The 21,369-nt window shown below is 71.2% G+C and carries 17 protein-coding genes; 11 read left to right on the top strand and 6 right to left on the bottom strand.

Annotated features, from left to right (window positions below; genetic code table 11):
* Positions 1–68: 68 nt before the first annotated feature.
* Positions 69–956 carry a serine/threonine protein kinase gene (locus tag BU197_RS25385; RefSeq protein WP_223183076.1) on the top strand — a complete coding sequence of 296 codons (888 nt, stop codon included), beginning with the start codon at positions 69–71 and terminating at the stop codon, positions 954–956.
* Positions 957–980: 24 nt separating this feature from the next.
* Here the strand turns inward: BU197_RS25385 and BU197_RS25380 are convergent, their stop codons facing one another.
* Positions 981–3,404 carry a tetratricopeptide repeat protein gene (locus BU197_RS25380; RefSeq protein WP_188270636.1) on the bottom strand — a complete coding sequence of 808 codons (2,424 nt, stop codon included), beginning with the start codon at positions 3,402–3,404 and terminating at the stop codon, positions 981–983.
* Positions 3,405–4,329: 925 nt separating this feature from the next.
* Between BU197_RS25380 and BU197_RS25375 the strand changes: the two genes are divergently transcribed.
* Positions 4,330–5,094: a hypothetical protein gene (locus BU197_RS25375; RefSeq protein ID WP_188270635.1), complete on the top strand. Its 765-nt coding sequence runs from the start codon at positions 4,330–4,332 to the stop codon at positions 5,092–5,094.
* Between the two features lie 50 nt (positions 5,095–5,144).
* Complete coding sequence (locus BU197_RS25370; protein ID WP_188270732.1) at positions 5,145–5,390, top strand: helix-turn-helix domain-containing protein; 246 nt, start codon at positions 5,145–5,147, stop codon at positions 5,388–5,390.
* A 62-nt stretch (positions 5,391–5,452) separates the two neighbouring features.
* Here the strand turns inward: BU197_RS25370 and BU197_RS25365 are convergent, their stop codons facing one another.
* Entirely contained in the window at positions 5,453–5,728 is a 276-nt protein-coding gene (locus tag BU197_RS25365; protein WP_188270634.1) for a hypothetical protein, read from the bottom strand.
* A 150-nt stretch (positions 5,729–5,878) separates the two neighbouring features.
* Here BU197_RS25365 and BU197_RS25360 point away from each other — a divergent pair, with 150 nt between their 5' ends.
* Positions 5,879–6,238, top strand: a complete 360-nt coding sequence (locus BU197_RS25360) for an arsenate reductase family protein (protein ID WP_188270633.1) — start codon at positions 5,879–5,881, stop codon at positions 6,236–6,238.
* 65 nt (positions 6,239–6,303) lie between these two features.
* On the opposite strand, the gene BU197_RS25355 is transcribed toward BU197_RS25360, so the two are convergent.
* Entirely contained in the window at positions 6,304–7,212 is a 909-nt protein-coding gene (locus tag BU197_RS25355) for a Gfo/Idh/MocA family protein (RefSeq protein WP_188270632.1), read from the bottom strand.
* Positions 7,213–7,526: 314 nt separating this feature from the next.
* On the opposite strand from BU197_RS25355, the gene glnII reads away from it, so the two are divergent.
* From glnII to BU197_RS25330, 6 genes are all read left to right on the top strand, one after another.
* Positions 7,527–8,558 (top strand): glutamine synthetase, encoded by a 1,032-nt coding sequence (glnII, locus tag BU197_RS25350; RefSeq protein ID WP_188270631.1) that lies wholly within the window; start codon positions 7,527–7,529, stop codon positions 8,556–8,558.
* A gap of 195 nt (positions 8,559–8,753) precedes the next feature.
* Positions 8,754–8,876, top strand: coding sequence for a hypothetical protein (locus BU197_RS31130; protein WP_262928272.1), 123 nt, complete (start codon positions 8,754–8,756; stop codon positions 8,874–8,876).
* Between the two features lie 97 nt (positions 8,877–8,973).
* Complete coding sequence (locus BU197_RS25345; RefSeq protein WP_188270630.1) at positions 8,974–9,534, top strand: winged helix-turn-helix domain-containing protein; 561 nt, start codon at positions 8,974–8,976, stop codon at positions 9,532–9,534.
* 230 nt (positions 9,535–9,764) lie between these two features.
* Entirely contained in the window at positions 9,765–10,565 is an 801-nt protein-coding gene (locus BU197_RS25340; protein ID WP_188270629.1) for a tyrosine-protein phosphatase, read from the top strand.
* A gap of 199 nt (positions 10,566–10,764) precedes the next feature.
* Positions 10,765–11,667: a metal-dependent hydrolase gene (locus BU197_RS25335; protein WP_188270628.1), complete on the top strand. Its 903-nt coding sequence runs from the start codon at positions 10,765–10,767 to the stop codon at positions 11,665–11,667.
* Positions 11,667–12,728, top strand: coding sequence for a PDR/VanB family oxidoreductase (locus tag BU197_RS25330; protein WP_188270627.1), 1,062 nt, complete (start codon positions 11,667–11,669; stop codon positions 12,726–12,728). The genes BU197_RS25335 and BU197_RS25330 overlap by 1 nt, the downstream gene beginning before the upstream one ends.
* A 93-nt stretch (positions 12,729–12,821) precedes the next feature.
* On the opposite strand, the gene BU197_RS25325 is transcribed toward BU197_RS25330, so the two are convergent.
* On the bottom strand, positions 12,822–13,247 hold the full coding sequence (locus tag BU197_RS25325) for a hypothetical protein (protein WP_188270626.1): 426 nt from the start codon (positions 13,245–13,247) through the stop codon (positions 12,822–12,824).
* Positions 13,248–13,284: 37 nt separating this feature from the next.
* Here BU197_RS25325 and BU197_RS25320 point away from each other — a divergent pair, with 37 nt between their 5' ends.
* Positions 13,285–13,998, top strand: a complete 714-nt coding sequence (locus tag BU197_RS25320; RefSeq protein ID WP_188270625.1) for a TetR/AcrR family transcriptional regulator — start codon at positions 13,285–13,287, stop codon at positions 13,996–13,998.
* 73 nt (positions 13,999–14,071) lie between these two features.
* Here the strand turns inward: BU197_RS25320 and pulA are convergent, their stop codons facing one another.
* Together pulA and BU197_RS25310 are read right to left on the bottom strand one after the other, a co-directional pair.
* A complete protein-coding gene (gene pulA / locus BU197_RS25315; RefSeq protein ID WP_188270624.1) occupies positions 14,072–19,504 on the bottom strand; it encodes a pullulanase-type alpha-1,6-glucosidase in 5,433 nt (1,810 codons plus the stop codon).
* 88 nt (positions 19,505–19,592) lie between these two features.
* On the bottom strand, positions 19,593–21,281 hold the full coding sequence (locus BU197_RS25310) for a carbohydrate-binding module family 20 domain-containing protein (RefSeq protein WP_188270623.1): 1,689 nt from the start codon (positions 21,279–21,281) through the stop codon (positions 19,593–19,595).
* Positions 21,282–21,369 lie beyond the last annotated feature (88 nt).

Raw genomic sequence — 21,369 nt, 5'->3', positions numbered from 1 at the left:
CCGTCGGGGAGTGACCAGGCTTCTGCCATGCTGCTGTCCTTTCTCTTTCCGTACATGAGGGGACCTTCATGGTTCGTTCGAGGGAACTCGCCCTGGGTCGCTTCGAGTTGATGGAGATGGTGGGGAGCGGAGCGCAGGGCATGCTCTACGCCGCCCGCGAAGTCCCTTCCGGCCGGAAGGTGGCCGTCAAGCTCCAGAAGCCTCGCGAGTTCGAGTCGGAAGGCTGGTACGCGTCGATCGGCGACGAACTGGACCACGAGGCTTCCGTGGCCGGCCGCCTGTCCGAGATTTCCGGAATTCCCCGGCTCATCGACAGAGGTACCTTTCAGAACCGACGCTGTGTCGTCATGGAGTTCGTGGAGGGCGAACTTCTGCACGACGTCATGCTGTCGACGCGCCCTGTACGGCTTGCCGCAGCCGCATCGGCCATCGCCCAGCTCTGCGAAATTCTGCACAAGGTGCACGAAGCGGGTCTGGTACATCGCGATGTGAAGCCGGAGAACGTCATGGTGGAACCGGACGGACGGGTGCGACTGCTCGATCTCGGCCTCGCTGTCGAAGCGGGTTCCCACATCGAGTTGCCTCGCGGCACCACGGGTTACACCCCGCTGGAACAATTCGGCCCAGGGGCCCTGACCCCCAGGGCGGACGTCTTCGCCCTGGGGTGCATCTTTCTGGAGATGATCGTGATGCGCCTGCCCTATGCGGGCATGGTCGAGCGCCCTCGGCCGGGGTGCCCGGTGCTCCCGGCCGAGGACCTTCGGCTCGTCCCCGAAAGGATCCGCCCCCTCGCTCTGGCCATGGTGGATCAGCGGATCGAACGCCGTCCGGCCGGGACGCGCGAGGTCTTCCACGCCCTCCGCCCGCTCCTTCCCCCCTTCGGGTCGGAGCCGCCGAAGAAGCGGCGCAGGCCGGACCTCACCGAGTACTACCGGACGCACCACGCGACGCTTTGAACCGCCGGGCGTACGGAAGCGGGATCAGCGGAGGGTCTCCAGGGTGGCGCGGAACTCGGACATCCGCTCGTCACCCAGCCTGTCCAGCAGGAGGACGGCACGCTCCAGGGCTTCCACCGCCTCCGTCTTCCGCCCCATGCTCACCAGGATGGCGGCACTGCGGCGCAGCATCACGGCTTCGTTGGAGCAGTAGTCGATGCTCCGGTAGATCGTGATCGCCCGTTCGTAGGCGCGCAGCGCGTGATCTCGCGCGTACCGCTCCCTGTGGATCCTCCCGAGGGTGGCAAGGATGCTCGCCATGACCGTCGAGGAGCCAGTGATCTCGGCGATCGACAGAGCTTCCTCGCACAAGCGGAGAGCTTCGCCGTACTCCGCGCCGTCACAGGAGAGTGTGCCGAGGCCTTCGAGGGCGGCCGCCGCTCCGGGGGCGTCTCCGAGGCTCCGGAAGAGCGCCAGGGCCTTGGCGTACCCTCGATGGCTTCCGTCCGGGTCCTCCCTGCGGTGCAGCACGGTGGCGAGGCCCTGCAGGGAGTGGGCCAGGCTGAGACGCGCGGCCGGGCCGTCGTCCTGTTCGCTGATCCGGACCGCGAGCCGCAGGTTCCGCTCGGCGCCCGCGTAATTCCGCTGGCGGTACTGGCTTCCTCCGAGCATGCGGTGGTACATGGCCCGATGTTCGGCTCCTTCGATGTCCAGCGTCGCCTCCTGCACGAGGCGCAGCAGGCGTTCCGCCGCCGAGGCACGGTTGCGCCTCCACTGGTACGTGACCAGGGCCATCGCGATCAGCCAGCCTTCTCGGGCGGAGCCGTGCCGGACGGCCGCCTCGACCGTCGCCACCGTCGCCTCGTACTCGGCGTCGAGAAGCTCCATCGCGTCGGCCTCTCCCTTGGGGCAGACCGTCTCCCCACCCCGGGCAGGACGGATCGGAAGGTTGCGCTCCTTGTCGAGCACTTGGTCGCAGGCCCAGACGTACTGGAGCTGGTACGTGGTCAGCGCCGTGCGCGTGGTGTGCTCGAGCAGCCCCTCGGCTTCCCCCGCCTCCGAGGGGGCGTGGTGCCGGCCGTACAGTCGCACGAGGTCGTGGAGGCGGTAGCGGCCGGACTCCAGGAGTTCCACGAGATGGGCTTCGACCAGTTCTTCGAGCACTCTGGAGAGTGGTCGGTTCCCCTCGCCATGCCCCCATCGCAGCATCGCCTGCCGACTGATCGTGGGGCCTGGATGAACCGCCATCCGACGCAGCAGGACACGGGCCTCCCGTGACAGATTCCGGAACGAGCAGTCGAAAGCCAGCCGCACGGAGAGGTCTTGACCAGACAGTTCAAGCTCGTTCAACCGGTTTTTGTCTTCCCGTAGTTGCTCCACCAGTTCGCCGATCGCGGAGACCGGGAGGCCTCGGAGCCGTTCCACCATGACGACGAGGGCCATGGGCAGGAATCCGCACAGAACGGCGAGATCGCCGATCGAGGCCTTGGCCGCCAAGCGCTGCCCCGGGGCGACTCCCTCGCTCAGCAGCGACGCCGCCTCTTCTCGGGACAGCAGTCCCACCGGCACGTGGTGCACCTCCGTTCTCGCGCTCAGACCGGGCAGGGCCTGTCGGCTGGTGACGATCACCGCTGACGTGCCGCCTCCCGGCAGAAGGGGCAGAATCTGACTGGCGGTGGCGGCGTTGTCCAGGAAGACGAGCATGGAGCGGCTGGACATCGTGTTGCGCAGGGCCTTGGTCTTGCCATCGGTCCCCAGGGCCCTGGTCCTGACGGAAAGCTCCTTGAGGAAGAGGTCGAGCACGTCCTCCGGATTGGCCGGCTCGACACCGTCTCCCGTATGTCCACGCAGATCCGTGTAGAGGGAGCCGTCGGGATACTCCGCCGCGACCTGCCGGGCCGCCTGGATCCCGGCTGCGGTCTTGCCTGCTCCCGCCATACCGGTCAACTTGACGACCACGACATCACCCTTGACCCTGCCCTCGGCGAGCGTCTTCAGTACCGCATCGACCGTGTCGGACCGGCCTACCAGGGGTCTCCCGGGGCCGGGAAGCTGTCGGACCGGCGGCCGGGGTGCGGGGCGGGATCTTCTGGTCGTGGCGGTCTTCTTCGTCTCCTCGATGGCGCGGGCGAGTCCACGCGTCCTCACACTCGAACGCGCCCGCTCCGCCGCCCGCCTGCGCAGTTCCTTGGCCGACAGGACACCCCTGCCCGCGCGGAGATGCAATGCGAAGACACGCTCTTCCTCGGGCCACCCCACCAGAAGACTTCCCGTCTCCTCAAAAGCCCACTCGCGCTCTTCGGCTTCCAGGGCCGCTTCCAGCCGCAGCACGGAGGCATCGAGCCACTCTGCCCTCAGGTCGGCCCTGCGGAGCGTGAACTCACCGCCGGGCAACCCGGTGAGCGCATCACCGTCGGGCCACTCCTTGAACGCGATGTGAAGTTTTCCCAGGCGTTCGGACGGCTGCATCCCCGCGACGCTCGACTGTCGAACGAATTCCCGAAAACGGAGAAGATCGAAGCATTCCGGGTCCCCCTTAATAGAACACTTGCCCTTCCTTGTTCGCGGCACCCACTCTTCTCCGCCCAGCTCCCTACGCAAGACGCGGAGCGACTGACTGACCGCATTACTCGAGAGAGGTGAATCCGGGCTCAAGGCTCGAGCCACCTCTTCGGCACACATCTCCAGAGAGGGCGACGTCACCAACAGGGAGACCAGCTCCGCCGATCTCGAATTGCCCTCCACTACCCGGTGGCCAGCCACGACGACACTGACTGGACCGAGCACCCGCACATCCAATGATCTTCCTCTCGCACACCTCCGGAGGCGGCCCCGCCACCTCCGCGCACGCCCATGTCCACATAGGAGCCAAGGCTTGCGCCGCAAAACTCTCCCTCCTGTCTCATTTTCTCCTCACATTCGCCTCAGATTTGGTGCCTCACCCCCCGTGCCGCTCTGGCAACATTCCGTCGGCGGCCCGGCAGCACGCCGGACTGCGCACCACCTCGGATCGAACACGAAAAGGGGATTTTCAATGAACAGCGGTCGCCCGAACCGCCCGGGAGCGAGGCTCAAGCGCTCGACCTCCTTCCGCCCGACCCGCCGCGCGGCAGGCCAGCCGCCGCAGTCCACCCCTGAGACCCCGCCGACCGCCAAACCGGAGAAGCCGACAGGCGAGCAGGCCTAACAGCCGACGCCCTCCCTCGCCATGACTCGGGTGCCCGTCCTGCGGCGGGCACCCTACGGGAGGTCTCCTCGATGAAATCGCGGAAATTTGAGACTCCTGGGACTCCTGACCGAAATGTCCCTATGGGCTGCGGCCAGGAGCTCCCTCCCCGTCCTTCGACACGGCCCTTCGATCAGACATCTGCGCGTGGCACCACAGGAGAGAACCATGACCTTGCTGTATCCGAGCGGCGTCTTCACGGCGGTCAAGCAGCACTTCGACGACCCGCGCACCACAGAGCATCTGCGCCTGCCCGTCGAGACAGAGAAGCAGGGCACACTGACGCTCTCCATCGCCGAGGCGCACGCCGCTCTGTACGGGCCTGACAAGAACGAGGCCTTCGGCGAGGCGGTATGGCGAGCCGTGATCCGCGGGGCGCGGGAGGAGACGGGTCCGGACGGCCCCTGGCAACTGGTGCTCGTCTGGCTCGCGCTTCCCCGGCTGACGGGGATGGCCCACCGTGTCTGCGCCCGGCTGCGTGTGAACCGCGCCGACGTGGAAGGAGATCTGGCCCTCGGCCTGATGGATGCCCTACGGACGGCGGAGCGGCATCACCCCCTGCCGATCGACCACCTGATTTCCACCGCCGGCAATCAGGCCTGGCGCTCCGCGCGGGCCGCCCGGTCGTTCCTCCCGTCGGCCGACATCGAACTGCTGGCACGGAGCCGGGTCCGCCCGGGGCACGACCTCCTCGGGAACCTCGACGGCCTCGACACGCCGACCTGGGAGGTCGACCTGCCGTCCGTGTACCGCCGGGACCGGCTCGGTGCCCCCTTGCGGTTCACCGGCTCGGCGGAACAGCTGGAGGGCGAGCGGGTCGGCGCGCTCGCCGACCGCCTGGGGCTGCATGACGTCGTCCGCCGGGCCGTACGGGACAAGCGGCCGCGCCGCATCGGCACCGTCTCCCTGCGCCCCAGGAAGAAGCAGCGGTGAGGGGCGGCCAAGGCTCTCTGGGATTCGCCGAGGCGTTCGCACTCCCGGTGATGGTGGATCTCCGCACCGCCGCCAGGGCACTGGGCATCTGCACGGGCACGGCCTACCGGCTGATCCACAAGGGAACCTTCCCCTGTCAGGTCCTCCGGGTCGGCGGACTCTACCGGGTCCCCACCACTGCCCTGCTCCGCGTGTTGGACATCGAGGAGCAGCCGCTGTATGCGGTCGACCTCGAAGCGGGACTGCGCGGCGAGGAGGATGGCGAAAGCGAGGAAGACGACGGCATGCTCTTCTGATGCGGCGGAGGCCGTTGTTTCCCGGGGCCCGGGAAACAACGGCCTCCGCCGTTTCGCGCGTGTCAGCGCCCGTACCGGATCAGCGCCCGTACCATCCGGCACGTCGTGTCCGACGGTGGGTGGATGCCGAGGGTCGTGGCCGTGGTGCGTATCTTCGTGTTCGTCGCCTTCGACGGGATGTAGACACCGGCGTCGAGGAGGGCGATCGTCAGGCGCATGGCCTTCAGGCGCCGGTTGTGCGAGACGTACCACTCGCGCGGGCGGCCCGCGGGGAGCGGGGCTCGTTGGAGTGGGGTCCAGGGTTCGATGGACGGTGTCCGGATCACGGCGAGAGCCATGGGCTACCTCCTGGCGAACGGCGGGGTGCGGGCCCTCCCCGGGACCCTCACCTTCACCCCTTATTTTAGCGGTCACCACCGACAATCACCCCTGGCCAGACCGGGTTTAGGGACGGATCGGCGGAGGGTCCGCGGGGGTACCGTGGAGCCATGGAGATCTGGATCAACCCCGCCTGTTCCAAGTGCCGCAGCGCCCTCACCCTGCTCGACGCCGAGGGCGCCGACTACACCGTCCGGCGCTATCTGGAGGACGTCCCCACCCCCGACGAGATCCGGGCCGTGCTCGACCGGCTCGGGCTCGAACCCTGGGACATCACCCGCACCCAGGAGGCCGTCGCCGGGGAACTCGGCGTGACGGAGTGGGACCGGGACGCCGCCGGCCGGGACCGGTGGATCGAGGCCCTGTCCGCGCACCCGAAGCTGATCCAGCGGCCGATCATCACCGCCGAGGACGGCACCGCCGTCGTCGGCCGCTCCGAGGAGGCCGTCCGGGACGCCCTGTCCCGTTGACGGCCACCCCGCAGGGCCTTTCCCTGGAGGCCCGTCCCTGGAAGCCCGTCCCTGGAGCCCCGTCCCTAGAAGCCCGTCGTCGCCCGTTTCTCCGCCGTCGTCAGGATTTCCGTCAGCCGCAGGCCGAACCGGGCGTCGCACGGGTCCGGTTCGCCCGTGCGGGCCGACTCGACCAGGGCGTCCACCGCCGCGCCGAACGCGTCCACCGCCCCGTCCCAGCGGGGCATCTCGGCTCTGCCCCCGGTGCCGTACAGCCTGAGCGACGCCTCCGCCGCCTCCGGCGGGGCGCTCAGGGTGAGCGTGGTCGTGCTGCTCGCGCCCGACGCGTGCCGCAGCACCAGATGGTGGCTGTCCGCCGCGCCCCGGACCGCGGTGATCTCCGTGACGTCGCCGAGGACCGGCAGGAGAACCGAGAGGACGTGCGGGCCCACGTCCCACAGGCCGCCCTTCTCCCGGCGCCACGGCGAGGCCGCGAACGCGCTGCTCGACCCCGGGCCGTAGAGCGAGCCCAGCCAGTGCGCCTCGGCCAGGAACCAGCCGTCCTCCGCCGTCCGTTCCGCGATCCACCGGGCCGTCGGCTCCGCGAACCGCAGCGTGCAGAAGACCACCGAGGCGACCCCGGCGGACTCGACCGCCCCGGCCACCGCGCGGGCCCCGGCCACCGTGGTCGCGACCGGCTTGTCCAGCAGCACATGGCAGCCCGCCTCCGCCGCCCGCACGGCCAGCGGAGCCTGCACGTCCGGCGGGAGCGCGAGCGCCACGGCGTCGCTGGCCGCGAACAGGGCGTCCACATCGTCGTACGCGCGCGTGCCCGACACGGCGGCGAGTCCGGCCGCCGCCTCGGGGCGTCTGCCCCACACCCCGCTGAACTCGATTCCCGGATGCCCGGCCAGCGCGGGCGCGTGTGTGTTCCCGGCCCACGGGCCGGTGCCGAGGAGACCGATGCGGGGCTTCCCGTCCAGGTGCTTCACCATGCCCCCAGTCTGCCGCGCGCCACCGACAATCGGGCCCCTCCGGGCCGGTCTCCCCCTCCCGCGCCCCGCCCCGCGCCGCGCGTGACGAGGGACACACCGGGCGAGAGCCGAGTAACACGGGGTTCACATTCGAGACACGGACGGGAAATCCCGGGTTGCGAAAGTACGTCCTGACGCCGAACGACGCAGCGTCGCCCGACAGCACCGCGCACCGCTTGACCGCGTGACCGCAGCACCGCACACCGCAGCTTCTCGCAGCGCCGCGAGCCGCAGCGCCTCGCCGCAGCAGAAGCACCCGCAAAGGACTGAGACCCGTGACCTTCAAGGCCGAGTACATCTGGATCGACGGCACCGCGCCCACCGCGAAGCTCCGTTCCAAGACGAAGATCATCGTGGGTGACGTCCTTCCCCTGGACGAGCTGCCGCTCTGGGGCTTCGACGGTTCCAGCACCAACCAGGCCAAGGGTCACGCCTCGGACCGCGTCCTGCGGCCCGTCTACACCTGCCCGGACCCCCTCCGCGGCGGTGACGACATCCTGGTCCTGTGCGAGGTCCTGAACACGGACATGACCCCGCACGAGTCCAACACCCGCGCCCCGCTCGCCGAGGTCGCCGCCCGGTACGCCGACCAGGAGCCGATCTTCGGCATCGAGCAGGAGTACACCTTCTTCGAGGGCTCCCGTCCGCTCGGCTTCCCGGCCAACGGCTTCCCCGCCCCGCAGGGCGGCTACTACTGCGGTGTCGGCGCGGACGAGATCCACGGCCGCCCGATCGTCGAGGCGCACCTGGACAACTGCCTCAAGGCGGGTCTGGGCATCTCCGGCATCAACGCCGAGGTCATGCCCGGCCAGTGGGAGTTCCAGGTCGGCCCGCTCGCCCCGCTGGTGGTCTCGGACCAGCTGTGGATCGCCCGCTGGCTGCTCTACCGCACGTCCGAGGACTACGACGTCACCGCGACGCTCGACCCGAAGCCGGTGAAGGGCGACTGGAACGGCGCGGGCGCCCACACCAACTTCTCCACCAGGGCGATGCGCGAGGGCTACGACGCGATCATCACCGCCTGCGAGTCCCTCGGCGAGGGCTCGAAGCCGCTGGACCACGTCAAGAACTACGGCGCGGGCATCGACGACCGTCTGACGGGTCTGCACGAGACGGCCCCCTGGGACACGTACCGCTACGGCGTCTCGGACCGCGGTGCCTCGGTCCGCATCCCGTGGCAGGTCGAGCAGGAGAAGAAGGGCTACATCGAGGACCGGCGTCCGAACGCGAACGTCGACCCGTACGTGGTGACCCGCCTCCTGGTGGACACCTGCTGCGAGGCCCTGGAGAAGGCCGGCCAGGTCTGATCCGGTCCGCTCCGGGCTGACCCGGGCTGATCGGCTCTCGCCGAGAGGCCCCGCTCCACCCCGTTCCACCGCGCTTTCCGACGAGGGGCGCCCACCGTTCCCGGTGGGCGCCTCTCCCGGCATATGGGAAGCCTTGCACGGGCTTTGACCTTCCCGGGGCTCGTCCGAGGCATTCCCTTCTGGTTCAATAGGGATATGGCCATCACACGGAACGACACCACCCCGGGTCGCCACGACCTGGAGCCGTTCTGGCCTTCCCGTCAGCACCACGACTTCGACCGGGTGTGTTGCCGCGCGAGGAACGCGTCGGCCCTCTAACGCCCCGATCGGTACGGTCCGATCCCGGCCTTCGGCCGACGCGCACGACGTACGACTCCTGTCCGTCCGTTTCTTCGCGCGAAAGAGCTGACCCGTCATGGCGCATCCCCAGGTCCACACCCCTGCCTCCCCTCTCGCCGCCGTCCGTTCCGGCCGGCACCGGCTGCGTGCGGTCGATCCCAACGAGGTCGTCGACCTCGCCCAGGTCGCCGACTTCCTGCCGCCGGGCGCGACCCTGCTGCCCGCCCCTCCCGGCACCCTGCCGACGCTGCCGGGCCGCCCGCCGATGGTCGGCTACCTCGTCCTCGTACCGGCCGAACAGCAGCCCCGGACGCCCGCCGTCCCGGCGCCCGCGCCCGTCTCCGCGCCCGAGGAGCCGGGGCCCGTGGCCATCGACGGGGTCCAGCGGATCGCCGTCGTCGACGGACGGGCCCTCGATCTGACGTACTTGGAGTTCGAACTGCTCGCCCACCTCGTCGCGCACCCCCACCGGGTGCACACCCGCGACCAGTTGGTCACCACGGTGTGGGGTTACGGGCACGTCGGCGACGGGCGTACGGTCGACGTCCACGTGGCCCGGCTGCGCCGCAAGCTGGGCGCCGAGCACCGCCACACGATCCAGACCGTCCGGCGGGTCGGCTACAAGTACACCCCCTGATCCCGTACGGCCTGCCCAGGTCCGCGCCGGGCCCGGGAAGGCACATCACGCACAGGCCGCATGTACGGAGGGGAGATTCCGGCCTCTCCCCCGGCGTCGTCACGACACGGCAGGTCCGCGACCGCCCACGGGCCCGTCGCGGACCTGCCCCGTCGTGGACGGTCCACTACCTTCGGTATCAGCGCGCGTGCCCGCACGTGCCCCGTGTACCAGCCGGAGGAGCCGCCGCCATGTCCGCCATCCCCGCCACCTCCGTCGCCAACCTGCGTGACCTCGGCGGTCTCCCGCTGGCCTCGGGGCGGGCCGTCCGGCACGGGCTCGTGCTGCGGTCCGGGCAGCTCGACCGGCTCGATCCGGTCGAACCCGCGGTGGCCGGGCTCGGCGTCCGTACCGTCGTCGACTTCCGTACGGAGAGCGAGCGCACCGCACGCCCCGACCGGCTGCCCGCGGGGGCGCGGGCGCTCGTCGCGGACGTGCTGGCCGACCGGCTGTCCGTCAGCGGGCTGCCGCCCGCCGCGCGGCTGCGGACGCTGCTCTCCGATCCCGCGCTGGCCGAGGAGGAGCTGGGCGGCGGCCGGGTCCGGGCCGCGTTCGCCCGCACCTACCGGACCTTCGTCTCCGGCGCCGCCGCACGGGTCGCCTACCGCTCGTTCCTCACGGAGCTGGGCTCCCCCGATGCCGGTCCCGTGCTCTTCCACTGTTCGGCGGGGAAGGACAGGACCGGCTGGGCGACGGTGGTCGTCCTCTCGCTGCTCGGCGCGGACGAGGAGACCACCCGAACGGAGTACCTCGCCGTCAACACGGCGGTACGGCAGGCGTACGCGCCGATGATCGAGGGGTTCACCGCGCAGGGCGGCGACCCTCAGCTGGCCCTCGATCTCATCGGCGTCCTCCCCGAGTACCTGGAGGCGGCGCTCGACGAAGTCGCCGTCCGGCACGGGTCGATGGAGGCGTACGTACGGGAGGGGCTCGGGGTTCCGGAGACGGTGACGGAGCTGATCCGGGAGCGGCTGACCGTCACGGGAGCCTGACCCCACCCGTCCGGGAGCCCGACCCGCCCGTCCGGGAGCCTGACCCCACCCGCCCAGGTGCGTCACTCGTCGTACGCCCCGCCCCTCGCCTCCCCGCGCCCCTCCCCGTACCCCTGCCCGCTCCCGCCCCCTCCCCGTACGCCCAAAAAGACCACGCAAGGCCCTGTCCTCGCGTCCTACCCCTCAGTACATTGACGTCATGTCTAATACGCAGCCCGTACCGGTGGCGTCGAAGCAGTCGAAGCAGTCGGAGCACGTCGAGTTGAAGGCGCGGAAGGTCTCCTTCGACTGGGAGGCCACCCCGCTTCACTGGGTGCCCGGCGATCCCTTCACCACGCACACCATCAACGTGCTGCATCTGCTGCTTCCGGCGGGTGAACGCTGGTTCGTGCACGTCTACAAGCAGGCGCTGCCGTTCGTCACCGACGAGCGGCTGCGCGAGGACGTCATCGGGTTCATCGGGCAGGAGGCGGTCCACTCCCAGGCCCATGACGACGTCCTGCCCCATCTGCGCGCCCAAGGGCTCGATCCCACCCCGTACACCGCGCAGGTCGACTGGTTCTTCGAGAAGCTCCTCGGCGACCGGACCCTGCCGCCCGGCCGGTCGCGCCGCTGGTGGCTGCTCGAACGGGTCGCGCTGATCGCCGCCATCGAGCACTACACCGCCTTCCTCGGCGACTGGGTCCTCAACGCCGAAGCCCTCGACCGGGCGGGCGCCGACCCCACCATGCTCGATCTGCTGCGCTGGCACGGCGCCGAGGAGGTCGAACACCGCTCGGTGGCCTTCGAGTTGTTCCAGCACCTCGACGGCGGCTACCGGCGCCGCGCCCGCACCTGGGCGCTCGCCTTCTCCGCGCTCGTCTTCCTCTGGCAGCGCGGCATCCGCTTCTTCATGGAGAACGACCCCACCCTCCTCGACGGCAGGGCTTCCCTCGGGCAGTTCGTCCGCAAGGGGCGCCAGGGGGTGCTGCCCTCCACCCCGGCCATGCTGCGCTCGATACCCCGCTACCTCAGCCGCTCCTACCACCCCTCCCAGGAGGGCGACACCGCGCAGGCCATGGCCTATCTGGCGGCCTCCCCCGGCGCCAACGGAGGCCGCTGATGCCCCGGTTCACCACCGTCGCCCTCGTCGCGGGCGCTGCGCTGCTCGTCCGCCGGGCCGTCCGGGGCCGGATGTCCACCGCCCCGCTCTGGCCGCTGCCCGCGCTCGACGAGCCGGTCTCCGGTTACGGCCGGGGCCGCACCGTCCCCCGCAAGGTCCGGGTCGCCCGGCGCGCCGAGCCCGCCGAGGGCGTCGTGGAACTGCGCCTGGAAGGCGCCGGGTTGCCCGCCTGGCGGCCGGGCGCCCACATCGACCTGGTCCTGCCCTCCGGGCTCGTCCGGCAGTACTCGCTCTGCGGCGACCCGGCCGACCCCACCGCGTACACCGTCGCGACCCGGCTCATCGGACCCGGGCAGGGCGGGCGCGGCGGCTCGCGGGAGGTCCACGAAGGGCTCCCGGTGGGCGCCGAGATCGAGATCCGGGGCCCGCGCAACCGCTTCCCGCTCGTCGACGCCCCCGGATACGTCTTCGTCGCGGGCGGCATCGGCATCACCCCGGTCCTGCCGATGGTCCGTGCCGCCGAGGCGGCGGGGGCCGACTGGCGGCTCGTCTACTGCGGTCGGGACCGGGCCTCCATGCCGTATCTCGGGGAAGTCGAGGAGCTGGGCGCCGAGCGGGTGACGATCGTCGCCGAGGACGAGTCGGGCCGCCCCGACCTCGGGTTCCTCGCCGAGGTGCCCGAAGGGACTCCGGTGTACTGCTGTGGGCCCGACGGGCTCATGGACGCCGTGACGGCGGCGATGCCCGAGGGCCGGGCACCACGCCTCGAACGTTTCTCCGCGACCGAGCCCGCCGGGGGCACGCCCTTCGAGGTCGAACTGCGGCGCTCCGGGCGCACGGTGCGGGTCGCGGCCGACCAGTCGCTCCTCTCGGCGGTCCGCGCGGAGCTGCCGGGCCTCATGTACTCCTGCCGGCAGGGCTTCTGCGGTACGTGCAGTCAGCGGGTCCTGGAGGGCGAGGTCGACCACCGGGACGAGCTGCTCACCGACGCGGAACGGGCCGACACGATGCTGATCTGCGTCTCGCGCTGCGCGGGGAAGCGGCTGGTGCTCGATCTGTAGGGCGTGCCGCGCGGGGCGGGGCACGCGCTACCGGATCCGTACCGTGCCGTCAGGGCAGACCAGCCAGGGGCGCCCGCTGCCGGATCCGTGCCGTCAGGGCAGGACCAGCCAGTCGAGCGCCAGGGCGCCGAGGAGGCCGACCACGAGGAGCCAGGTCCCCAGGCGCGTACGGCCGTTGCGGGACAGCTCGATGACGACGCCGCAGAGGATCATGGCGAGTCCGTACACGCCGACGACCAGCACGGAGGTCCGGCTCGCGAGGCGGATGACCAGGACCACGGCCATCGCGACGAGGAGGAAGGAGGCGGCGGCGACGCGCAGCCGTCGCGCCTGCTTGGGGGTGAGCCCCGCCGCGACGGGCCCCTCCTCCACGTCTTCCTCTTCCGTCTCTTCGTCCTCCTCCGTCCCCTGCGGCCCTTCCGGCTCCTCGGGGGTCTTCGGGGCGGGCTCGTCGGCTTCGGGGGCGCGGGCGGCCTTCGGGTCCTCGGCGGCCTGGGTGTCCTGGTCGGAAGCGCTCATGGGGCAGGAGCGTAACGGACCCCGTTAGGCTGTTCGTATGACGACCGGGGTGCGCCGCAGGATGGGCGTCGAGGAGCGCAAGCAGCAGCTGATCAGGGTGGCCCTCGAACTCTTCAGCCATCGTTCTCCCGACGAGGTCTCGATCGACGAGATCGCCGCCGCCGCGGGCATCTCGCGCCCGCTCGTCTACCACTACTTCCCCGGCAAGCAGAGCCTCTACGAGGCGGCGCTGCGGCGGGCGGCGGACGAGTTGGCGGCCCGGTTCGTGGAGCCGCCGCAGGGGCCCCTCGGGGCGCGGCTGCTGCGGGTGATGGGCCGGTTCTTCGACTTCGTGGACGAGCACGGGCCGGGTTTCGCGGCGCTGATGCGAGGCGGTCCCGCCGTGGGGTCCTCCACGACCAACGCGATGATCGACGAGGTGCGGCAGGCGGCGTACGTCCAGATCCTGGCGCATCTGGGGGTCGACAAGCCCTCGGCCCGGCTCGAACTGGTCGTCCGTTCCTGGGTGTCGCTCGCCGAGTCGACGGCGCTGATCTGGCTGGACGGGCGCCGGGTCCCGCGGGCGGAACTCGAATTGCAGTTGGTGCACGACTTCGCGGCGCTCGCGGCGGTCAGTGCCGCGTACGACCCGGAGATGGCGGAGATCCTGGTGGGGCTGCTCGCGGAGGAGCCGGCCGACGGGCCGTTCGGGGATCTGGTGGCCCGGCTGGTCGCGCTGGTGCCGTCGGTGGCGGGGCGGCCCGCGCCGTAGGGCCTTCCGGGGGACGGCAGGGGGGGCGCCCCGGCACCTGAGTCCGTCAGGTGCCGGGGCGCCCCCCCTTATGTCAGCGGGTGGCCTTGAAGACGGCCACCGTCCGTGCCGGGACCGTGAAGGCGCCCTGCCTCGCCGTGTAGGCGGCGGTCTTCACGACGGGGTCCGCGCCCCGCGCCTGGACGGGGTGGAGCGCGTAGCCCCGGTCCGCGAGGGCGGGGACGCGCTGGGTGGTGGCGCCGGGGGTCGCGTTGAGGACGACGACCAGGTCGCCGAGGCGCATCGTGAGGACGCCGGGGGTCTCGTCGGGCCCGGAGAGCGGGAACGACAGGGTGTCCTGGACCTGCTGGGCGGTGGCGAGGGAGAACGCCGGTTCGGTGGTGCGGATGCGCTGGAGGTCACGGAAGGCGGCGGAGGCGCCGTCGATCTCGGCGCAGCCGACGGTGAGCGAGGGGTTGGTCAGCAGGGGCTTCGCGTAGGGCCACTTGTCCTTGTTGTCGGCGGCGGGCGGCAGGCCGCGGCCGAAGCCGTTGCCGTCCCGGCAGTCCCAGTGGATCGCGTTGAACCAGTCGCCGCTGTCGTACGAGTTGCGGTCGAGGGACTTGGAGCGGAGCAGGTCGGAGCCCGCCTGGGAGAGCGCGGGGCCCTGGGAGAGGGTGGCGGTGGCCAGGGCGAGGAGCTGCATGCGGGCCCGGTCCGCCGGGGAGGTGTCCGCCGGGAGCTTGAAGGCGAGGGCGTCGAAGAGGGTCTCGTTGTCGTGGGCGTCGGCGTAGGCGAGGGCGTCGCCGGGGGCGGCGGCGTATCCGGCGGGGGCGCCGTTGTAGTCGACCTCGGAGCCCTTGACCGTACGCCCGGAGGTGTCGGTGAAGGTGTAGGCGGCGAGGCCGCCGGTGAGGCCGACCTTGATCAGGTCCTGGGCGTGCAGGAGGCGGGCCTTCTGCTGGGCCGGGGTGCCGTTGGCGGGCGAGGAGTTGGGGTCGGTGAAGAGGCCGGAGGCGAAGCCCTGGACGCCGGGGTCCTCGTCGAAGGGGCCGCCGCCGCGTACGGCGTCGCGGGCCCGGTCGGAGAAGGTGGCGATCCCGGTTCCGGCCATGTTCTTCTGGGTGGCCTGGACGAAACGGGCGTCGTCGGCGATCTCGCCGAAGTTCCAGCCCTCGCCGTAGAGGACGATCGCCTTGCCGTCGACGCCGTCCTTCGCGACGGTCAGGGCGTCGAGGGCCTTGCGGACGGCGAGGATGTTGGCCTTCGGGTGGTGGCCCATGAGGTCGAAGCGGAAGCCGTCGACCTTGTACTCCCTGGCCCAGGTGACGACGGAGTCGACGACGAGCTTGCCCATCATCGCGTTCTCGGGCGCCGTGTTCGCGCAGCAGGTGGAGGTGGCGACGGAGCCGTCCGCCTGGAGGCGCTGGTAGTAGCCGGGCACGATGCGGTCGAGGACGGACTTGTCGGACTGCCCGGCGGCGACGGTGTGGTTGTAGACGACGTCCATCACCGTGCGCAGTCCGTCGCCGTTGAGCGCCTGGACCATGCGCCGGAACTCGACGGTGCGCCGGGTGCCTTCGGGGTCGGTGGCGTAGGAGCCCTCGGGGACGGTGTAGTGCAGGGGGTCGTAGCCCCAGTTGTAGGCGTCGCGGGCGGCGGTGGCGGTGACGCAGTCCTGCTGTTCCCCGGAGTCGGGGGCGTACGCCTTCAGGTCGCAGGCGGGGGTGGTCTGCGCGCTCCGGCGTTCGGGGATGGTGCCGAGGTCGAAGGCGGGCAGCAGGTGGACGTGGGAGGTGCCGGAGGCGGCGAGGGCGCGCAGGTGCCGGGAGCCCGCGCTGCCGGGGTCGGTGAAGGCGAGGTAGGTGCCGCGCAGTTCGGGGCGGGTGGTGGTGTCCGCGATCGAGAAGTCGCGGATGTGGAGTTCCTGGATCCGCGCGTCCCGCAGGGGCACGGGGGCGGGCTTGCGCAGGCTCCGCCAGCCCTGGGGGGCCAGCGCGGGATCGGTCAGGTCGACGGCGAGGCTGCGGGCGGAGTCGGTGGTGAGGGCGGTGGAGTAGGGGTCGGTGACCCGGTTCTCGACGACCTTCCGGACGCTCGGGGCCCAGACGTTCACGACGTACCGGTACGGCTTGCCCGCCCAGGACTTCGGGCCGTTGGCGGTCCAGACGCCGGAGGTGTCGTCGCGGCGCATGGGCACGGCCCTGCCGTCGAGTTCGAGGGCGACGGAGCGGGCGGTGGGGGCCCAGACGGAGAGGGTGACGCCGGTCCGGGAGAAGACGGGGCCGAGGGCCGCGCGGGTGGCCCGGTCGGCGTAGAGGTCGTCGAGGACGCCCGCGGTCTGGACGCCGGTGGCGGCGAGCAGGGCGCCGTTGGCGGCGCGCTGGGTGGCGAGGAGCTGGCCGCGCAGCGAGTCGCGGACGCGGTCGGCGTCGCGCGGGTCGACGGTGAAGGCCGGATGGTCCTTCAGGTGCGGGTACTTCGCCTTCTGGGCGTCGCTCAGGGTGGCGGGGGTGAGGCGGAGCCACCGGCCCTCGTCGTTCAGGGCGCCGTCGACCACGCTGATCCCGCCGTCGGGCGCGTACACGAGCTGCTGGCTGGTGGCGTCGGTGGCCTTGACCTTCCAGACGACGGTGGTCCGGTCGATCCACTGGGCCTCGGCCTTGTCGAGGTCGAGGTCGGGGGCGCTGCCGCCGACGGGCAGGAGCCGTTCCGCCTCTCCGGCGAGGAGCCAGACCTCGTGGCCGCCGGTGAGGTCGAGCGACTGGTCGGTGGGCAGGTCCTTCTGGTCGCCCTTGTGGAGGATGTACGAGAGGGTGGCCGCGCCCTCGGCGAGGGGGACCTCGAAGACGGCTCCGTAGGTGTCGAAGCGGACGGGCTTGAGGGGCTTGGACCAGTCGGTGGGTTCGGCGGCGCCGGTCCAGGTGTGCAGTCCCCAGCCGTCGTAGGCGCCGTCGGCCCGCTGGTAGTGGAGGACGGCCTTGGTGCGGTCGGGGGTGGTGGGGGCGGGGTCGGTGCCGGACTGGCCGTCGTCGCCCCGGGTGATCCAGACCTCGCCGGTGCGGCCGAGGTCGATCGTGCGCGCGGGTCCTTCGGCGGCGCCGTCCTTCTCGACGGTGTACGGGAGGGTGGTGGCGCCTTCGGGGACCTTGACCCAGGCGAAGGCGCCGAAGGCGTCACGGCCGGTGAACGCGGTCTCCTGGCCGGCCGCGCGCAGGCGCCAGCCGTCGTAGGCGCCGTCCTCGCGCCGGTAGTGGACGACGGCGTGGGTGCGCTGGACGGCGACCGGCTTCTCGGGGGCGGGGGGTGCTCCGGCGGTGGAGGCGGCGGTGGCGCTCGCGGTGCGGCCCGAGGTGTCGACGGCGACGGCCTTGTAGCGCAGGGCGGTTCCGGCGGGGTCGGTCAGGTGCTGGGTGACCTTGTACGGGGCGTGGTCGGCGGTGCCGAGGGTCTGCCAGGGGCCGTCGCCGCGCTGGGCGGCGAAGACGACGCGGGTGAGTCCTTCGCCGGTGACGTCGGCGGCGAGTTCGACGGTGCCGGTGGCTCCGGCGGCGGGCGCCCGGAGGGTGAGGGAGGGCGCGGCGGCGGGGGCGGGAAGGGGCCGGTCGGCGCGCAGGACGAGGGTGGCGAGGGCGGGGACGGTGAGGGTGACCCGGCCGTGGGCGGCGGTGAGGGTGGCGGCTTGGCCGTTGCCCTGGCCTCCTTGGTCCCCCTGGCCTCCTTGGTCTGCCTTGCCTCCCTTGCCTCCCTGACCGTTCTGGTCACCTTGACCGTTCTGGCCGCCCTGGTTGCTCTGGCTGCTCTGGCTGCCCTGGTCGCCGTACAGGAGGCGCAGGCGCGCGGAGTCGACGGGGACGGTGACGGTCTTCGGTTCGGTGGCGCTGTTGGTGGCGACCAGGTACTCGGTCCTGGCCTTGGTGTCCGTACGGGTGAAGGCGTAGACGGAGCCCTCGGCGTACCGTTCGCGCTGGACGCCGTCGCGGAGGGCCGGGTGGTCGCGGGTGAGCTTCGACAGGGCGGCGATGGTCCGGTAGACGGGGTGGGTGGGGTCGTACGCGTCGGTGGCGTGGGTGCGGTCGGTGCCTATCCGCTCGTCGTCGAGGTAGTCGGCCGCCTGTGCGGCGAAGAGGGGCTGGCGGGCGTCCTTGTCGCCGCCCGCGCCGGTGAAGCCCTGTTCGTCGCCCGAGTAGATCACCGGGTTGCCACGGGAGAGGAACATCAGCTCGTTGGCGAGGCGGTCGCGGCGCAGGAGTTCGGCGTCGGGGGCGTCCGGGTTGTCCTGGCGGAGGAAGGTGCCGATGCGGCCCATGTCGTGGTTGCCGAGAAAGGTGACCTGCTCGTAGGCGTTGGCCCGGTCGGTGGTGTAGCGGTAGTCCTCGGCGAAGACCCGGGCGAGACGGTCGGCTCCGGCGCCCTGGGAGGCGAAGGCGCGGGCGGCATCCTGGAAGGGGAAGTCGAGGGTGGCGTCGAGCCGGCCCCGGGTGACGTAGGGGGCGGTGACGGAGGGGTCGGCGGAGTAGACCTCGCCGAAGAGGAAGAAGTCCTCGCGGCCCTGTTTCCGGGCGTAGGCGTCGAGGGCGGTGGCCCACTGGGTCCAGAAGCCGAGGTCGACGTGTTTGACGGTGTCGACGCGGAAGCCGTCGACGCGGAAGTCCCTGACCCAGGTCTCGTAGATCCGCTTCATGCCCTCGACGACCTCGGGGCGTTCGGTCCACAGGTCGTCGAGACCGACGAAGTCGCCGTACTCGGCGGACTCCCCGGCCCAGGTGGAGTCGCCCCGGTTGTGGTACATCGTGGGGTCGTTGAGCCAGGCGGGGACCTTGACGTCGCTCGGGTCGGGCCGCTGGACGGGGGTGTACGGGAAGGAGTCCGCGTCGACGGGGCGCGTTCCGGCGCGGTCGTCGAAGGGGCGGCCGTCGCGGTCGAGGTACGGGTAGGCGCCCTTGGAGCGGTAGCCGTACTTCTTCTCGGCGTAGTCGACGGTGTCGGCGGTGTGGTTGGTGATGACGTCGAAGAAGACCTTCATGCCCTTGGCGTGCGCGGCGGCGATCAGTTTCCGCAGGTCGTCGTTGGTGCCGAAGTGCGGGTCGACCTGGGTGAAGTCGGTGATCCAGTAGCCGTGGTAGCCGGCGGAGGCATCCTTGCCCTCGCCCTGCACGGGCCGGTTGCGGAAGATCGGCGCCATCCAGATGGCGGTGGTGCCGAGGCCCTTGATGTAGTCGAGCCGCTCGGTGAGGCCCTTGAGGTCGCCGCCCTGGTAGAAGCCCTTGTCGGTGGGGTCGAAGCCGGTCCTGGTGCGGCTGCCGGTGAGCCCGCCCCGGTCGTTGGCGGGGTCGCCGTTGGCGAAGCGGTCGGGCAGCAGGAAGTAGAACTGCTCGCGGGTGAGGTCGTGGCGGGCGGGCGCGGCGGCCATGACCCGGTCGGACGGCGGGGCCGGGGGCCGGGGCGCGGCCGAGGCGGGGACGGCGGGCACGAGGGCCGCGCACAGGGCGGCGGCGAGCGCGAGCGCCGTTCTCTTGCGTGTCACGGGGGTGCTCCCTGGGGGTACGGGCAGGGGGGCCGCCCCGGTCGGGGCGGCCCTGCGGAGGAGGCGGGTCTGCCTCGGAGGGGGCGGGTCAGCCTCGGAAGGAGTCGTCCAGGACGGTCTGGCCGGAGGCGGGGACGGTCGCGGTGCGGTTGGCGCCGGATTCCCAGGTGACGTTTCCGGCGGCGTCCTTGCGGAGGTACTTGTACTCGAAGGCGGTTCCGGCGGGCAGGCCGACGGTCAGCTTCCAGACGGGGTAGGCGGCCGGGTCGAGCTTGAGGGCGGCGGCGGGGGCCCAGTTTCCGAGTTCGGGGCGGTTGCCGGTGACGTAGACGTCCTGGCCGGGGACGGTGGTGGCGGTGGCGTGGAAGGCGGCGCCGGAGGTGACGGGCTGGGTGCCGCAGGTCCTGGCCCCGCCGTGCAGGGCGAGGGCGGTCTGCGCGGGGAGGGTGGCGGTGAAGCGGCCGGAGGCGTCGACGGTGACCGGGGTGTTCGACTGGACGTCGCAGTAGGTACCGGCGGGCAGGGCGGTCTGGAAGGTGCGGGTGAGCGCCGAGGACTCGTGGTTGAGGGCCAGATAGGCCTTGGAGCCACGGCCGAACGCGAGGGCGTTGTTGCCGTTGTCCCACCAGTCGGTGACGGCCTGGCCGCGCGCGGTGTTGCGGAAGGCGACCATGGAGGAGATCTCGCGCCAGGCGTGCTGGCACTTCCAGCCGTCGCTGTAACAGGCGTTCACCTGGCCGCCGTTGGGCGGGCCCGCATCCTTGTCGGTCCACTCGTAGCCGGAGTGGACGTCCGGGGAGCCGTAGGGCCAGGCGAGCATGAAGACGGAGGCGAGGGTGTAGTCGGCGCCGTCCTTGTAGGAGAGGGTGTCGCCGCCGCGCTCGGTGTCGTGGTTGTCGACGAAGACGCCGGACTGGCCGGAGGGCATGTAGCCCCAGGCTTCGCCGAAGTTCTTGAGGTAGGAGAGCTTCTCGTTCCGGAAGACGCGCTTGAGGTCGCGGGCGTAGCGGAACTCCTGGACGTCGCCGGTGCCGAGGTACTCGCTCGGGGAGACCGCCTCGCCCGCGCCGTAGATGGCCTCCTGCTTCCAGTAGGCGCCGGGCCTGGTCAGCCGTGCCTTGATGTTCGCGAGGTCGGCCGCGGGCATGTGCTTGGCGGCGTCGATGCGCAGTCCGTCGACGCCGAGGGAGAGGAGGTCGTTCAGATAGCCCGCGATCGTCCGGCGAACGTACTCCTCGCCCGTGTCGAGGTCGGGGAGCTGGACGAGTTCGCAGTTCTGGACGTTGGCGCGGTCCTGGTAGTTGCCGATGGTCGCGCGGCAGTCGTCCATGTCGGCGCCGGAGTAGAGCCCGGGGTAGTCGTACTTGGAGAACGGGCTGCCGCCGGTGCCGGTGCCGGAGCCGTTGGCCATGTGGTTGATCACGGAGTCGGCGACGACCTTGACGCCTGCCGCGTGACAGGTGTCGATCATGTTCTTGAAGGCGGTGCGGTCGCCGAGCCGTCCGGCGATCTTGTAGCTCACCGGCTGGTACGAGGTCCACCACTGGCCGCCCTGGAGGTGCTCCTGCGGCGGGGAGACCTGGACGTATCCGTAACCGGCGGGGCCGAGGCGGTCGGTGCACTCGCGGGCCACCGAGGCGAACTTCCACTCGAACATCACGGCGGTGACGTCCTTCTCGCCGGGCGGGACGGCCTGGGCCGGGGTGCTCGCGGTGGCGGAGAGGGCGGCGGCTCCCGCCACGAGGGCGAGTGTGGCGGCCACGGTTCTTCTGGCCATGCTTCCTCCTGTACGACATCCGTGCGGGACGACATCCGTGTCGCAAGAAGTTGCCGAAAGAGTCAGCAACTGTTTTCCGCCGTGACCG

It is taken from the genome of Streptomyces sp. CBMA291, assembly GCF_014596525.1.
Classification (GTDB): domain Bacteria; phylum Actinomycetota; class Actinomycetes; order Streptomycetales; family Streptomycetaceae; genus Streptomyces.
The sequence above is the reverse complement of the archived record's forward strand: the minus strand, read 5'-3'. Positions and strand labels throughout refer to the sequence as shown.

Coding starts and splice junctions, on each gene's coding strand:
- BU197_RS25365 (WP_188270634.1), bottom strand. CDS start 5,728: ATGGCTCTCGCCGTGATCCGGACACCGTCCATCGAACCCTGGACCCCA.
- BU197_RS25385 (WP_223183076.1), top strand. CDS start 69: ATGGTTCGTTCGAGGGAACTCGCCCTGGGTCGCTTCGAGTTGATGGAG.
- BU197_RS25335 (WP_188270628.1), top strand. CDS start 10,765: ATGTCTAATACGCAGCCCGTACCGGTGGCGTCGAAGCAGTCGAAGCAG.
- BU197_RS25360 (WP_188270633.1), top strand. CDS start 5,879: ATGGAGATCTGGATCAACCCCGCCTGTTCCAAGTGCCGCAGCGCCCTC.
- BU197_RS25320 (WP_188270625.1), top strand. CDS start 13,285: ATGACGACCGGGGTGCGCCGCAGGATGGGCGTCGAGGAGCGCAAGCAG.
- BU197_RS25355 (WP_188270632.1), bottom strand. CDS start 7,212: ATGGTGAAGCACCTGGACGGGAAGCCCCGCATCGGTCTCCTCGGCACC.
- BU197_RS25310 (WP_188270623.1), bottom strand. CDS start 21,281: ATGGCCAGAAGAACCGTGGCCGCCACACTCGCCCTCGTGGCGGGAGCC.
- BU197_RS25370 (WP_188270732.1), top strand. CDS start 5,145: ATGGTGGATCTCCGCACCGCCGCCAGGGCACTGGGCATCTGCACGGGC.
- BU197_RS25380 (WP_188270636.1), bottom strand. CDS start 3,404: ATGCAGCCGTCCGAACGCCTGGGAAAACTTCACATCGCGTTCAAGGAG.
- BU197_RS25345 (WP_188270630.1), top strand. CDS start 8,974: ATGGCGCATCCCCAGGTCCACACCCCTGCCTCCCCTCTCGCCGCCGTC.
- BU197_RS31130 (WP_262928272.1), top strand. CDS start 8,754: ATGGCCATCACACGGAACGACACCACCCCGGGTCGCCACGACCTGGAG.
- BU197_RS25325 (WP_188270626.1), bottom strand. CDS start 13,247: ATGAGCGCTTCCGACCAGGACACCCAGGCCGCCGAGGACCCGAAGGCC.
- BU197_RS25340 (WP_188270629.1), top strand. CDS start 9,765: ATGTCCGCCATCCCCGCCACCTCCGTCGCCAACCTGCGTGACCTCGGC.
- BU197_RS25375 (WP_188270635.1), top strand. CDS start 4,330: ATGACCTTGCTGTATCCGAGCGGCGTCTTCACGGCGGTCAAGCAGCAC.
- BU197_RS25330 (WP_188270627.1), top strand. CDS start 11,667: ATGCCCCGGTTCACCACCGTCGCCCTCGTCGCGGGCGCTGCGCTGCTC.